Source organism: Pseudogemmobacter sp. TB195, assembly GCF_058313095.1.
Map to the genome: position 1 here is coordinate 1 of NZ_JBZEGG010000018.1, position 12,736 is coordinate 12,736.

Below are 12,736 nucleotides of genomic sequence, written 5' to 3' on the forward strand. Positions count from 1 at the left end.
ATCCTGCGCAAAATCGCCGAAAACGATTTTGCCGCCCTGGGCGATACCTCAACCCTCGCAGACCCGACCGTCGTCGAAGACCTTATTGAGAACAGGATGAACAAGGGATGAGGCTTTAACGCCAGATCCGGAAGAAATGTTGAAGAAGGGAAAACGCTGCTCGTAATCGGGCGGCGTTTTCCATATCGATGTTCGATTATTGAACCTGATCCAGTGCCAGATCCATCCGCTCGCGCGCTTTCTTCGGCAGTTTCACAGCCTTGAGCTTTTCGATCTCGTCCGCCAGATCTTCAGGCGCGGCGCCAACCTGGATCACCATCACCATGCCCATGGCAAGATGTGGCGTGCATTTGACGCCGTAAATGCCCGGCTCGGTCACCGTCACGTCAAGCGCTTCATTGATCTTGCCTTTGAACATTGCGGCGCCGGGCGGCAATATATCTTTGATCGCCTCGACATTGTGGCTCTTGTCGGTCGGGATGAACCTGATCACATCGCCCGGTTCGGCGCGCACGTAATCGGGTTCGAAAACCATTGTGCCAGCGGCGCCTTTGTTCAGCATATGCACCTCGATTTCGGCGGCAAGGCCGGGGGCTGCGAGGCCGCAGGCGATCAGGGCGGCAAAGAGGATGCGGGATGTCATGGTAAACTCCTGTGTCACAGAAATGACCGGCAACCGGCCATTCCCCATGCGCTAGGCGAGGCTGTCCCGCCCGACCTTGAGCGAGGTCAAACCGGAGCTGCGGCGGGGCGTCGCAGTCCCGGTTGCGGCGGGGCGTGTATCGCCATAATGTCAGAAAAATTCCCAGAGATGAAAGCCGCGATGCAAACCGAATTTGACAGGCTTCTGGCCCAGGCGGGGTGGTCTGTGCCCGATGCTGCGAAACGTCTTGGCTATTCTGAGGGCCATATTTACCGCTGGAAACGCGGCGAAGAAGCCCCGCGCGAGGCCGTTCTGACGGTATTGCGCGCCGAGGCCGGGCGCCATCCGGATCCCGTTGGTTCCTTCACGTTCATTGACCTTTTCGCCGGAATTGGGGGCCTCAGGCGTGCCATGGAGGCGGCGGGGGGGCGCTGTGTTTTTACGTCGGAATGGGACCAGTTCGCGCAGAAGACCTATCATGCAAATTATCCCGACAACCGCCCGATTGCCGGCGATATCCGCGAGGTGGCTGAGGCAGATGTGCCAGACCATGATGTGCTGGTTGCGGGCTTTCCCTGCCAGCCGTTTTCTATCGCCGGGGTCTCGAAGAAAAACGCGCTCGGCCGGGCGCATGGTTTTGCCGATGAAACCCAGGGAACGTTGTTTTTTGACGTGGCGCGGCTGATAAAACACCATCGCCCAGCCGCGTTTTTGCTGGAAAATGTAAAGAACCTGCAAAGTCATGATAAGGGCAATACCTTCGCAGTGATCAACCGGACGCTGACCGAAGAGCTGGGCTACCAGCTGTTTACCAAAGTGATTGATGCCGGTCATTTCGTGCCGCAGCACCGCGAGCGGATCGTGATGGTGGGTTTTCGCGAGGCCACCTCTTTCAGCTGGGCTGATCTTGAGCTGCCCTCTTACGGTGGTCGCCGGCTGGGCACGATCCTGCATCCCGAGAATGGCACCGAGGCTCCGGAAGGGCATTTCACCACCGGCCCCGATGCGGTCGTCAGCGAGAAATACACGCTGACCGACAAGCTCTGGCGCTATCTTCAGGACTATGCCGCCAAGCATCGCGCAAAGGGCAATGGCTTCGGCTTTGGCCTTTTCGGGCCGGATGACATCGCCCGCACGCTTTCGGCGCGCTACTATAAGGACGGGTCCGAGATTCTGATCCGCCAGCAGCCAGGTGAAAACCCGCGTCGCCTGACGCCCAGAGAATGTGCCCGGCTGATGGGCTATGGTGAGAATTTCCGCATTCCGGTCTCGGACACCCAGGCCTATCGCCAGTTCGGCAATTCGGTGGCGGTGCCGGTCTTCACCGAGGTCGCGCAGAAGATGCGGCCGCATATCCTTTCGCTGATCCATGGCTGACGTCCATTCGCCTGATGCGCGGCGACGCAATATGCAGGCGATCCGGGGCGCGGATACGAGGCCCGAGATGGTCTTGCGCAAGGGGCTGCATGGGCTCGGCTTTCGCTACCGATTGCAAGCGCGCGATCTGCCCGGGCGGCCGGATCTTGTGCTCCCGAAATACCGGGCGGTGATCTTTGCGCATGGGTGTTTCTGGCATGGCCATGGCTGCGATCTGTTTCGCTGGCCGAGGACCCGGGAAGAGTTCTGGCGCGCCAAGATCGGCGGCAATATGGCGCGCGACGCCCGCATCCTGGCCGCGCTTGAGGCACAGGGCTGGCGGGTTGCCCTGGTCTGGGAATGCGCGCTGAAAGGGCGGGGGCGCCAGCCCGAAGGTATGGTTCTGGCAGAGCTGGCCGCCTGGATTGCCGGAGGCGGCCAGCGTATAGAGATTATGGCTCAGGCGGCGGCCATATCGCCCGCTTTGACCGCATCGGCCAGCCCGTCAAGCAGCTCGACCGTCTGATCCCAGGAAATGCAGCCATCGGTGATCGACTGACCATAGACAAGCTTTTGGCCGGGAACGACTTTTTGGGCGCCGGCGACCAGGTTGCTTTCGACCATCAGCGCGCGGATACGGCGCTCGCCGGCGCGGATACGGGTGGCGACATCGGCGACCACCCCGGGCTGGCGGGCCGGATCCTTGCCGCTGTTGGCATGGCTCGCGTCGATCATGATGCCCGGATCAATGCCGGCTTTTGCCGCGGCCTCCGCGACCGCATCGACGTCAGCCGCACTGAAATTCGGCCCTTTCGATCCGCCGCGCAGCACGACATGACAATCGGGGTTGCCGGTGGTGCGCGCAATCGCCGCCCTGCCGTCCGCCGTGATCGCCGGGAAGGAATGCTGGCCGCGCGCCGACAGAATCGCATCCAGCGCCATCTGGACCGAGCCATCGGTGCCGTTCTTGAAGCCCACCGGGCAGGACAGGCCCGAGGCCAGCTGGCGATGGATCTGGCTTTCGGTGGTGCGCGCCCCGATCGCGCCCCAGGCAATCAGATCGGCGAAATATTGCGGCATGATCGGGTCGAGGAATTCGGTCGAGGCGGGCAGACCCATGCGGTTGATATCGAGCAGCAGTTTGCGCGCGAGCGGCAGCCCGTCCTCGATCCGGTCCGACCCGTCGAGATGCGGGTCATTAATCAGCCCCTTCCAGCCGACCGTGGTGCGCGGCTTTTCGAAATAGACCCGCATCACGATTTCCAGCTTGTCCTGGTGGCGCTTGCGCTCGGCCGCGAGGCGGCGGGCGTAATCCATCGCGGCCTCGGGGTCATGGATCGAACAGGGCCCGATCACGAGGAGCAGCCGCTCGTCGCGACCCGCCAGGATCTCACGGATGGCGTTGCGGCTTTGCGCCACGGTCTCGGATATGGCGGCATCGCGGGGGATCGCCACGGCGAGCTCCAGCGGCGAGGGCAGGGGGCGCAACTCCTGGATACGCAGGTTGTTGGTTTCGGTCGGCATTTCGGTCTTCCTGTACTTTGCCTCAGGATCTGACCGGCACCCCCGAAAACGGAAAGCCGCCGGTCGAACCAGCGGCTTGGGGGTTTTTGGTGAGTATCGCCTGTCTCGCGTTACACAGCCGCCCGCATCCGCTGGCATGAGCGGAAGTAATAAAACCAGACGGGGGCGCAGGACATGGACATGCGGGGAAAGCTAAGCGCGAAAAGTCACTTTGTCACCAGAAAAATAACAGGGATTTTCAGGGGCCTGGCGGGTCGGGCAAAGATCTTCAGGAATTATTAACCCTGGTCGCAGAGCATCGGATGATGCGAATGGCCCTGATCCTGCCTCTTTCCCTTGCCGCCTGTGGTGCCCAGCCCGCGCCTCATATGTTTGGCGCCGAACGATTCGAGGCCAGCCGCGGCGGGCATGACTATGTGGTCTTTCTGAAGGGAAGCAGTGTCGAGGTGATCCGTCTCGGCTGGGCCTCGCCGGGGGAACATCAGGCGATTCGGGCCATAATGATCGACCTGATCCCGGAACTCACCGGCTGCAAATTGCGCGAAAGCGCGCTCCAGGGGGATTCGGGCGAGATGCGGGGGCTGGTCACTTGTCCCCGTCCGGGCCCCCGTCGGGCCCCTTCGGCCTGACGATAAAAAGCATATAGCCGGCATAAAGCCCCGCGACGAGGAAGACCGCGCCCCAAAGCGGCGCGTTGAAGGCAAAGAATTCCAGACCAGACCACAGGATTGGCAGGATCGTGGTTAAAAGCCGCGTGAGGGGGCGCTCGAACATCGGGTGAAACGGGTCGAGGATCTGCATGGGCATGGGTCCGGTCTTTGAGGACGTGGGTCGACGGATGGCACGGCGGCAGAGGCTGCAGTGCAGCACAATCGGCGGATGCGGCGGCAAGGTCAATCGCTGCGAGGCCGCGTCTTTACGCGATATGGAACCAAATCCCTCCGGCTGCGTTAACCTTCCGGCCATAGTGAGGCTCTGCAACAGAACCGCCGATCTTTGGGCGGGGCGGCAACGCCCGACACCCTGACGGCGCTTCGTTAAAGTGAGGGAGAGATTATGGGTATCGAAAGCATTCTGATTCTTCTGGTCATCGGCGCGGTTGCCGGCTGGCTGGCGGGGCAACTGGTCAAAGGCTACGGCTTTGGCCTGGTCGGGAATATCGTGGTTGGTGTGGTCGGCGCCTTTATCGCCGGGCTGATCCTGCCCCGCATCGGTCTGACCTTCGGCGGCAATGCTATTCTTGCCTCCATCATCCACGCCACCATCGGCGCGGTGATCCTGCTCCTGCTGATCCGCCTGGTGCGGACGGCCTGAAAACGCTAATTCGACGGGGTCAGCGGTCGCAGCCGGCCCCGTCGCCATCCCGGTCGGGATCGTAGATATCCTGACCGCTGGCCCTGACCGAGCCTTCGACATAAGCGGCGTAAGTGCCGGTTCCGCCGATGTGATTGACAGCAGAGTCGAATAGCATGCTTCATCCTGAAGGGATCCGGTTCTGGTCACAGTCCTGTGCTGAAACCCCGCCGGACTCTGCGCTCAGCGCCAGGGCCGAATTGGCGAAGCACCGAAGCACCAAAGAATATACCAGGAGCCCTCCCAAAGCAGGGCGTGCGCACGTTAACGAAGGTTAACCGTGCCGGAGCAAAGCCAGCTGCGTTACCGCCGCTTGCTCCTTTTGGTGCCGCCGCGCTGGCCCGCGCGCCCGGCGGTCGAGCGGCCAGAAGACTTCACCGCCTCCTCCACCGCTTCATCGACCGCCGATTGCCGCGCCAGCGGGTCGTCGGCCACGGCCAGTTCCACAGCTTCGAGCCGTTTGACCTCGTCGCGCAGCCGGGCGGCTTCCTCGAATTCGAGGTTCTCGGCCGCCTTGCGCATCGCCACCCGCAGAGCGTCGAGATGCGCCGCGAGGTTCTGCCCCACCGCTGGCCGCTCGATCTTCGCCGTCACCCGCGACTGATCTGTGTCGCCCGACCACAGCCCGGCCAGCACATCCTCGACGTTTTTCTTCACGGTTTGCGGCGTGATGCCATGTTCACGGTTATAGGCCTTTTGCTTTTCCCGCCGCCGGTCGGTCTCGGCCATCGCGCGCGTCATCGAGCCGGTGATCTTGTCGGCATACATGATCACGCGGCCCTCGGCATTGCGCGCCGCCCGCCCGATGGTCTGGATCAGCGAGGTTTCTGACCGCAGGAAGCCCTCCTTATCGGCATCGAGAATCGCCACCAGACCGCATTCGGGAATATCGAGCCCTTCGCGCAAAAGGTTAATGCCCACCAGCACGTCAAAGGCCCCGAGCCGCAGATCGCGCAGGATCTCGATCCGCTCGATCGTGTCGATATCGGAATGCATGTAGCGGATGCGGATCCCCTGTTCATGCATATATTCGGTCAGATCCTCGGCCATGCGCTTGGTCAGCGTGGTCACGAGAATGCGCAGCCCCTTTGCCGCCACCCGCCGCACCTCGTCCAGCAGATCATCCACCTGCATCTCGACCGGCCGGATCTCGATCATCGGGTCGATCAGCCCGGTCGGGCGGATCACCTGTTCGGTGAAAACGCCGCCTGCCTGTTCCAGCTCCCATGCCGAGGGCGTCGCCGAGACGAAGACCGATTGCGGCCGCATCGCGTCCCATTCCTCGAATTTCAATGGCCGGTTGTCCATGCAGGAAGGCAGGCGGAACCCATGTTCTGCCAGCACCGATTTGCGCCGGAAGTCACCCCGGTACATGCCGCCGATCTGTGGCACGGAAACGTGGGATTCATCTGCAAAAACAATTGCATTGTCGGGGATGAATTCGAACAGGGTGGGCGGCGGCTCGCCAGGCGCGCGCCCCGTCAGATAGCGCGAATAGTTCTCGATCCCGTTGCAGACGCCGGTGGCTTCCAGCATTTCCAGATCAAATCGCGTACGCTGTTCCAGCCGCTGCGCCTCGAGCAGCTTGCCCTCGTCATTAAAGCGTTTGAGCTGCTGGTGCAGCTCGGCGCGGATGCCCTGGATCGCCTGGGCCATGGTCGGGCGTGGCGTCACATAATGGCTGTTGGCATAGATGCGGATCTGAGCATAGCTGCCGGTTTTAGCGCCGGTCAGCGGGTCAAATTCGGTAATACTCTCAAGCTCTTCGCCGAAGAATGAGAACCGCCAGGCGCGGTCTTCAAGGTGGGCGGGCCAAAGCTCGATCACATCGCCCCGGACGCGGAACCCGCCCCGCTGAAACCCGACCTCCGAGCGCCGGTATTGCTGGGCCACCAGCTCCTGGATGAATTTGCGCTGATCATAGAACTGGCCCTGAACCATGTCCTGGGTCATCGCCGAATAGGTCTCGACCGAGCCGATGCCGTAGATGCACGACACCGACGCCACGATGATCACATCGTCACGCTCCAGCAGTGCCCGTGTCGCCGAATGGCGCATCCGGTCGATCGCTTCGTTGATCTGGCTCTCTTTCTCGATAAAAGTATCGGTGCGCGCGACATAGGCCTCGGGCTGGTAGTAATCGTAATAGCTTACGAAATACTCAACGGCGTTATCGGGGAAGAAGCCCTTGAATTCGCCGTATAACTGCGCGGCCAGTGTCTTGTTTGGCGCAAGGATGATCGCAGGTCGCTGCGTCTCTTCGATCACCTTCGCCATGGTGAAGGTCTTGCCGGTGCCGGTCGCCCCCAGGAGCACCTGGTCATGTTCGCCCGCGGTCACGCCCTGCGACAGCTCGGCAATTGCGGTCGGCTGGTCGCCTGCTGCTGTGAAGGGCGTGTGCATGACAAAGCGCTGCCCGCCTTCGAGCTTTTCGCGCCGCACGGGCGTGATATGGGAAATGTCGGGCAGCTTGTCGGGCGCGTTGTTATGCATCTCGGGCCTCGGGAGGGGCAGGGGGGCAGCGGGCAGTCACCCGCTAATTTGATCTGTTTTTGTTCCAGTTCAACCCCAGTTCAGCGCGAGCATGTTCCGGCGGCGCGCAATGCGCCGGCGCGAAGGTTCAATCTGTCGGCATCCCTTGCGCTTTCGCCGCGTTTCGGCCAGAACGGCGGGGCTATTCCGGAGGTCTGCCCAATGCGAGCCCGTATCTATCAGCCCAGCCGCAATGCCATGCAATCCGGTATGGGCAAAACCCATGTGTGGCTGTTGGAATTCGCGCAGGATTCTGCGCGCGAAGTGGATCCGCTGATGGGCTGGACCTCATCTTCGGACACACAGACCCAGGTCAAGCTGCGGTTCGAGACCCGGGAAGAGGCCGAAGCCTATGCCCAGCAGCATGGCATCGCCTATACGGTGATCGAGCCGACCCCGCGCAAGGCAAATATCCGCCTGCGTGGCTATGGCGAGAATTTCGCCACTGACCGGCGCAATCCCTGGACTCATTGACTTGGGTGGATTGCAGTAAGGTTCGGTCCGGCTCACAGCAGTTTGCCCCCGACTGGCAGTCAGGTTTGAGCTGTCACCGATGGTGCGTGCCGCGCAGCTGACGCCTGGCTGTGCCCGGAGTATGACGGTCGGCCTGACCGCGACCATGGCCGTCAGGCACGGCTTTCAGGTGCGATTTCGTCCTTTTGCGTCGGAGAGAGCGGCGCGGGTGCGCGTCGCCTCAGCGCCGTTCGCATCCCTGCAGAATCGCTTTCAGTGTTTCGCAGATATAGCTCACTGTTGCTTCATCGAGGCCGTAGCCCGAGGGCAGATTGATCCCGGCATGGACGATCCGTGCGGTCTCTGTGCGCGGCGTCATCAGGGGGCGGCAGTCTGTGTCCGCATAGGCCTTGAGCGATGAGAGGCTTGAGAAGAATGGTCTTGAATCAATGCCCTGTTCCGCCAGCGCGGTTTGCAGGGCGAATTTATCCAGATCATAGCCTTCATCGGGGATGACCGTGACCATCCAGAATGAATTCTTCACCTCTTGCGGTTCGGCATTGATCGCGAGGCCCGGCACATTGCGCAACCGGTCGGCATACCAGCCGAACAATTGCCGCTTATGGGCGACCAGCGCGTCCAGCCGTTCCATCTGTGCGATGCCAAGGGCGGCCTGGACGGCGCTCATCTTATATTTGAATGCGACCTCGTCATTGCGGAAGAACCGGTCCCCCGGCGGGCGGCCGTGATCGCGCAGCTTTTGCACCCGGGCATGAAGCTGCGGGTCATAGGTCACCAGCGCGCCACCTTCGCCCGTGGTGATGGTTTTCGAGCCGTGGAAGGAAAACACCGCCACATCGCCAAGGCTGCCAGCCGGGCGGCCGCAATATGTCGAACCAAGCGCTTCGGCCGCATCCTCGATCAGCGCAATCCCGTGACGGTCGGCGATCTCGCGCAGTGTATCCCAGTCGCACATCGAGCCATAGAGATCGACGCCGATGATCGCTTTCGTGCGGGGCGCGATTGCGGCCTCGACCGCCACCGGGTCAAGGCACCAGGTATCGGGCAGGATATCGACGAAAACCGGCACCGCGCCCATATAGGTGACCGGCGCCATCGAGGCGATCCAGGTCACATCCGGGCCGATCACCTCATCGCCGGGCCCGATCCCGAGCGCTGCCAGCGCCAGATGCAGCCCCGAGGTCGCATGGGGCAGGCTGACCGCATGGGCAACCCCGCAATGGGCAGCGAGCATCTCTTCGAACCGGCGGTTATAGCGGTAGTGATCTGCGCCCCAGGCGTTCAGCGCGGCCTCACGCGCCAGGTCGCCTTCGCGTTCGGTGATCCACGTCGATATCGACATCCGCACCCATAACCGCGACACGATCGAAAGCCATCCGATGTCGAAACGGGTTGTGCTGATCGAGGGCGGTTCCGCCGATGAAGACACGCTGACAAAAGTGCGTGCCGAGATTCCGCCGGGTGCGCGGGTGATGGTGGTTCTCGACAGCGACCATTCGCGCGACCATGTTCTGGCGGAATGCCGCGCCTATGCCGATCTGGTGGCCGAAGGCTGCTATCTTGTGGTCGCTGATACGGTGATCGGCTTCATGACGCCGGACCAAACCCCGAAGAAACGGTCGAAAATCTGGTATCCGGGTGATGAGATGCTGAGCGGGATGCATGATTTTCTGGCTGAAAACAGCGATTTCGAACCCGATCAGGTATCAGTGGCAAGCTGCAGATAGCCTCTTCGCCCGGCGGTTATCTGCGCCGCAAGAAGGCCTGATCCAGCAGTGAAAGATCGGTGACCGGCGGCTCCAGCCTGAGCAACCTGGCAGGATTGCCGACCACCACCTCGTTTTCGCCTACATCCCGGCGTACCAGCGCGCCGGCGCCGATCTGGGCGCCGCCTCCGATGGTGAGGTTCGGCAGGATGGTGGCATTGGTGCCGATGTTAGCGAAATCGCCGATGGTGACGCGTCCGGCAATGGCGGTCGCTCCCATGACGTGAACGCCCTCACCAATCACACATTCATGGTCAATCGTGGCGCCGGTATTGATCAGTGTGAAATCCCCGATCCGGCTGGCAAGCCCGATATAGGCCCGCGCCATCAGCTGCGCGCCTGCGCCAAGGACGGACTCAGGAACCATGCTTGCCTGCGGCGAGATGATGGTAAGCGGCGTCAGCCCCCAGTCATCCCTGAGCCTGTGAGACAGTGCTGCCCTCTGTGCGCCATGCGCCCCGCCGATACAGACCACAAAGTCGCGCACGCGGTCCAGCGCTGCGGCCAGCGCCCCGGCGGTGTTGCAAAAACCGGCGCTGATGGAGAAATCCGGCGCGCTCAGGGTTGGGTCGAACAGCATCCCGGGCGGTGTGCCGGCGCGCGTCAGCTCTGCCGCAATGATGCGCGCCTGCGATTTGGCCCCCCAGAGGAAAATCTCGCTGCTCATCCCTGGCCTGTCCTTTTTCAGCCCGCTCGCGCAGGGCGGACGATCTGCTGTCTTGGTTCATCCGGCACTTGTCCCTTTACATCGGTCAGACACCGCTGACCCTGGTTAGACCCGCCGCTATCTCTGCGATTTTTAGGGAGATCAGGCGGCAAATATAAATTGGAATGCCGGCCTCGCGCGCGCCCCGGTTGTGAGAAGCTCGTGACCTGCAAGATCAGCCTTATCATTCTCACCCGCGAACGACTGGAGTATCTGCTCTGCGCGCTGGCCTCGGCGCAGCTGGCCGCCTACCGTGCCGGGGTGGAGGTTGAGATACTCGTGTCCGATAACGCCTCGGGCGACGGTACCGACGCCTGGCTTGCCGCGCAGCGCGACCCACGCCTCAGGGTGATCCGCAGCGAACGCCGGCTTTCCATGCGCGAAAATTATCAGTTCGCGCTGGAAAATGCCAGCGGCTCGCATCTGATCTATATCGGCGATGATGATGCGGTGCTGCCCCATGGCCTGGCGCTGGCGCGGCAGATGATCGAGGCGAAGGATGTCGATATCTACAAATGGCGGGTGGAGAATTACCACTGGCCCGACCCCGCCAGCGGCACCGATGGCTGGGTCAAGATCCGGCCGCAACATCTGGATGGCCGCTGCGAGATGATCGACCCGGCGGTCGTGCTGGCGAATTTCTGCAACGCGAGTTTCCGCACCTGTCACGATGGCGGCATGATCTATCACGGTATGATCAGCCGCCGGCTTGTCGACCGCGTGGTGGCGAAGACCAGCGGGCCCTATTTCCGGGGGTCCTCACCCGATCTTTATACCTCGGTGCAGGCATTGGTGATCGGGGACCGCCCGATCATGAAAGTCAACCTGCCTCTGACCATGGGCGGCACGTCGCCGCGCTCTAACGGGGCTTCGGGGCAGCAGCGGGCAAAGGTTGCAAGTGCGGCGGAAAGCCCGGAATTTATGAAATTCATCCGCGAAAGTGCCGAGGACCCTTATCAGTGCCGGCTGCCTGCACGGGTGCCATCCCTGATCCTTGTGACACTGGACGGGCTGACTGAAGCGACGCTGCAATGCGGGCGCAAACTGGGTCTGGACATGGCGGCCTGGAGCGCGCGCGTCGCCCCGGAGATCGACGGTTTCGTCGAACCGGACAGGTCCGACTGTGTCGCGCTGGCGCGGATGTTCTTCGGGCCGGATTTCGATATTCCACCCGCAGCTTCGCCTGTTGCCGGGGCGCCGCGCGCGAAAGACGTGATGCGCCGCAGCAATGCGCCCGGACGGATCAGGGCTGTTGGCGGACCACCTATGCAGGATGCTCTGACAGCCGCTGATTTCCTTGACCGCCTGACCCGGCTTGAGACGAGTGCCGGGCGGCATTTCGGCCCGGTATCGGGTTTTGCGCGGATGCTGCGGATGCATGGCACGGCGGCGCGGCTCTTTGAAAGCGCTCCCCGGCCCTGGGCCTCGTGGCAACCGGCGGAGAGCTGATCTTCAGCGCCGCGATTTTGATGAGAGGAGCTTGACCGCTCCGTAAAGCCAGAAGGCCGGTGCCATGATCCGGGGGCGGATCGTGGCGACGAAGTCACGGATCCGCGCGCGCGTGCCCAGTTTCGCCGCCCGGCGCAGATAGCGCGCGCCAAGGAACCAGCGCGCTTCGGACAGGACGGGAAAGCTGGCCTGATAGTGGGTCCAGGTGCGGAGATAGCAGTCAAGGATGACATCCGGGTCGCTGCCCTGTGTCAGTTGGGCGCCAGGCGCATCTGCGGGGCTGTGGAGGATATGGACCCGCATTCCAGGCGCAGCCTCATACCAGGGCAGATTGCCCGCTGTGATCAGGGCACAGCACAGGCTGGTATCCTCGTCGATGCGCTGCGCGGGATCGAGGCCGCCAAGCGCCAGAAACCGCCTGCGCCGGATCCAGAAGCCGGCGCTGAGCGCTGCGATCTTGTGGCGCAGCGGCGCGTTCTCCGCCACCTTGCCCGGGGCCAGTTTACGGGTGACCGTTTCCTCATGCCCCGAAGCGTCGCGCCTGAGAACCGCGCTGAAGCCGTAATCCACCACCTCGCTGGCGGCGATCTTCAGCACGCGGGCGGCGTAGCCGGGCAGGAGTTCATCATCGTCGTCGAGAAAGAGGATGATCTCGCCCAAGGCTTCCGCCACGCCGAAATTCCGCGCCCCGGCCGCACCGCGCAAACCGCTGTTACGCAAGACCCGGAGCCGCGTGTCCCATCCGGCCAGAACCTCGCTGGCCGGCACAGTGGAGGCATCATCGATCACCAGAACCTCCGCCCCCGCCGGCAGATCGGCCAGCGCCGAAGCGACCGCGCGTTTCAGCAGATCCGGGCGGTTATGCGTCGGGATCAGCACCGTCAGCGCAAGCCCCTCAGTTTTTACCGCATCCCGCCCCTCTGTCACTGCCAG

General features: G+C 62.5%; 15 protein-coding genes. 7 read left to right on the plus strand and 8 right to left on the minus strand.

Annotated features, from left to right (window positions below):
- Positions 1–196 precede the first annotated feature (196 nt).
- Positions 197–643 (minus strand): pseudoazurin, encoded by a 447-nt coding sequence (locus tag AC4FS3_RS17775; protein WP_491021642.1) that lies wholly within the window; start codon positions 641–643, stop codon positions 197–199.
- Positions 644–823: 180 nt separating this feature from the next.
- On the opposite strand from AC4FS3_RS17775, the gene dcm reads away from it, so the two are divergent.
- Both dcm and AC4FS3_RS17785 read left to right on the plus strand, forming a co-directional pair.
- On the plus strand, positions 824–2,020 hold the full coding sequence (gene dcm / locus AC4FS3_RS17780) for a DNA (cytosine-5-)-methyltransferase (protein WP_491021643.1): 1,197 nt from the start codon (positions 824–826) through the stop codon (positions 2,018–2,020).
- Positions 2,013–2,525 carry a very short patch repair endonuclease gene (locus AC4FS3_RS17785; protein WP_491021644.1) on the plus strand — a complete coding sequence of 171 codons (513 nt, stop codon included), beginning with the start codon at positions 2,013–2,015 and terminating at the stop codon, positions 2,523–2,525. Before dcm ends, AC4FS3_RS17785 begins: the two co-directional genes overlap by 8 nt.
- Here the strand turns inward: AC4FS3_RS17785 and AC4FS3_RS17790 are convergent.
- Positions 2,459–3,523, minus strand: a complete 1,065-nt coding sequence (locus AC4FS3_RS17790; protein WP_283177105.1) for a 3-deoxy-7-phosphoheptulonate synthase — start codon at positions 3,521–3,523, stop codon at positions 2,459–2,461. The two genes, AC4FS3_RS17785 and AC4FS3_RS17790, sit on opposite strands and share 67 nt — an antisense overlap.
- Positions 3,524–3,834: 311 nt before the next feature.
- Between AC4FS3_RS17790 and AC4FS3_RS17795 the strand changes: the two genes are divergently transcribed.
- Positions 3,835–4,152, plus strand: a complete 318-nt coding sequence (locus AC4FS3_RS17795; RefSeq protein ID WP_283177106.1) for a hypothetical protein — start codon at positions 3,835–3,837, stop codon at positions 4,150–4,152.
- Here AC4FS3_RS17795 and AC4FS3_RS17800 read toward each other — a convergent pair.
- Positions 4,109–4,330, minus strand: coding sequence for a hypothetical protein (locus AC4FS3_RS17800; RefSeq protein ID WP_283177107.1), 222 nt, complete (start codon positions 4,328–4,330; stop codon positions 4,109–4,111). The genes AC4FS3_RS17795 and AC4FS3_RS17800 overlap by 44 nt on opposite strands.
- A 249-nt stretch (positions 4,331–4,579) precedes the next feature.
- On the opposite strand from AC4FS3_RS17800, the gene AC4FS3_RS17805 reads away from it, so the two are divergent.
- Positions 4,580–4,837 (plus strand): GlsB/YeaQ/YmgE family stress response membrane protein, encoded by a 258-nt coding sequence (locus tag AC4FS3_RS17805; protein WP_198836744.1) that lies wholly within the window; start codon positions 4,580–4,582, stop codon positions 4,835–4,837.
- Between the two features lie 19 nt (positions 4,838–4,856).
- Here AC4FS3_RS17805 and AC4FS3_RS17810 read toward each other — a convergent pair whose 3' ends face one another.
- Both AC4FS3_RS17810 and uvrB read right to left on the minus strand, forming a co-directional pair.
- On the minus strand, positions 4,857–4,994 hold the full coding sequence (locus tag AC4FS3_RS17810; RefSeq protein WP_491021645.1) for a hypothetical protein: 138 nt from the start codon (positions 4,992–4,994) through the stop codon (positions 4,857–4,859).
- 185 nt (positions 4,995–5,179) lie between these two features.
- Positions 5,180–7,369 (minus strand): excinuclease ABC subunit UvrB, encoded by a 2,190-nt coding sequence (gene uvrB, locus AC4FS3_RS17815; RefSeq protein WP_283177109.1) that lies wholly within the window; start codon positions 7,367–7,369, stop codon positions 5,180–5,182.
- A 201-nt stretch (positions 7,370–7,570) separates the two neighbouring features.
- Between uvrB and AC4FS3_RS17820 the strand changes: the two genes are divergently transcribed.
- Positions 7,571–7,882, plus strand: a complete 312-nt coding sequence (locus tag AC4FS3_RS17820; protein ID WP_092895672.1) for an ETC complex I subunit — start codon at positions 7,571–7,573, stop codon at positions 7,880–7,882.
- A gap of 220 nt (positions 7,883–8,102) precedes the next feature.
- On the opposite strand, the gene AC4FS3_RS17825 is transcribed toward AC4FS3_RS17820, so the two are convergent.
- The gene (locus tag AC4FS3_RS17825) at positions 8,103–9,224 is read right to left on the minus strand and encodes a DegT/DnrJ/EryC1/StrS family aminotransferase (RefSeq protein ID WP_491021646.1); all 1,122 of its coding nucleotides are present in this window, start codon (positions 9,222–9,224) and stop codon (positions 8,103–8,105) included.
- Here AC4FS3_RS17825 and AC4FS3_RS17830 point away from each other — a divergent pair.
- Positions 9,202–9,609 carry a CmcI family methyltransferase gene (locus tag AC4FS3_RS17830; RefSeq protein ID WP_491021647.1) on the plus strand — a complete coding sequence of 136 codons (408 nt, stop codon included), beginning with the start codon at positions 9,202–9,204 and terminating at the stop codon, positions 9,607–9,609. The genes AC4FS3_RS17825 and AC4FS3_RS17830 overlap by 23 nt on opposite strands.
- A gap of 16 nt (positions 9,610–9,625) precedes the next feature.
- Here the strand turns inward: AC4FS3_RS17830 and AC4FS3_RS17835 are convergent, their stop codons facing one another.
- A complete protein-coding gene (locus AC4FS3_RS17835; RefSeq protein ID WP_491021648.1) occupies positions 9,626–10,315 on the minus strand; it encodes an LbetaH domain-containing protein in 690 nt (229 codons plus the stop codon).
- Positions 10,316–10,516: 201 nt separating this feature from the next.
- On the opposite strand from AC4FS3_RS17835, the gene AC4FS3_RS17840 reads away from it, so the two are divergent.
- The gene (locus AC4FS3_RS17840) at positions 10,517–11,803 is read left to right on the plus strand and encodes a glycosyltransferase family 2 protein (RefSeq protein ID WP_491021649.1); all 1,287 of its coding nucleotides are present in this window, start codon (positions 10,517–10,519) and stop codon (positions 11,801–11,803) included.
- A 3-nt stretch (positions 11,804–11,806) separates the two neighbouring features.
- Here AC4FS3_RS17840 and AC4FS3_RS17845 read toward each other — a convergent pair whose 3' ends face one another.
- Positions 11,807–12,730, minus strand: a complete 924-nt coding sequence (locus AC4FS3_RS17845) for a glycosyltransferase family 2 protein (RefSeq protein WP_491021650.1) — start codon at positions 12,728–12,730, stop codon at positions 11,807–11,809.
- Positions 12,731–12,736: the final 6 nt, after the last annotated feature.

Coding starts and splice junctions, on each gene's coding strand:
- AC4FS3_RS17775 (WP_491021642.1), bottom strand. CDS start 643: ATGACATCCCGCATCCTCTTTGCCGCCCTGATCGCCTGCGGCCTCGCA.
- dcm (WP_491021643.1), top strand. CDS start 824: ATGCAAACCGAATTTGACAGGCTTCTGGCCCAGGCGGGGTGGTCTGTG.
- AC4FS3_RS17785 (WP_491021644.1), top strand. CDS start 2,013: ATGGCTGACGTCCATTCGCCTGATGCGCGGCGACGCAATATGCAGGCG.
- AC4FS3_RS17790 (WP_283177105.1), bottom strand. CDS start 3,523: ATGCCGACCGAAACCAACAACCTGCGTATCCAGGAGTTGCGCCCCCTG.
- AC4FS3_RS17795 (WP_283177106.1), top strand. CDS start 3,835: ATGGCCCTGATCCTGCCTCTTTCCCTTGCCGCCTGTGGTGCCCAGCCC.
- AC4FS3_RS17800 (WP_283177107.1), bottom strand. CDS start 4,330: ATGCCCATGCAGATCCTCGACCCGTTTCACCCGATGTTCGAGCGCCCC.
- AC4FS3_RS17805 (WP_198836744.1), top strand. CDS start 4,580: ATGGGTATCGAAAGCATTCTGATTCTTCTGGTCATCGGCGCGGTTGCC.
- AC4FS3_RS17810 (WP_491021645.1), bottom strand. CDS start 4,994: ATGCTATTCGACTCTGCTGTCAATCACATCGGCGGAACCGGCACTTAC.
- uvrB (WP_283177109.1), bottom strand. CDS start 7,369: ATGCATAACAACGCGCCCGACAAGCTGCCCGACATTTCCCATATCACG.
- AC4FS3_RS17820 (WP_092895672.1), top strand. CDS start 7,571: ATGCGAGCCCGTATCTATCAGCCCAGCCGCAATGCCATGCAATCCGGT.
- AC4FS3_RS17825 (WP_491021646.1), bottom strand. CDS start 9,224: ATGTCGATATCGACGTGGATCACCGAACGCGAAGGCGACCTGGCGCGT.
- AC4FS3_RS17835 (WP_491021648.1), bottom strand. CDS start 10,315: ATGAGCAGCGAGATTTTCCTCTGGGGGGCCAAATCGCAGGCGCGCATC.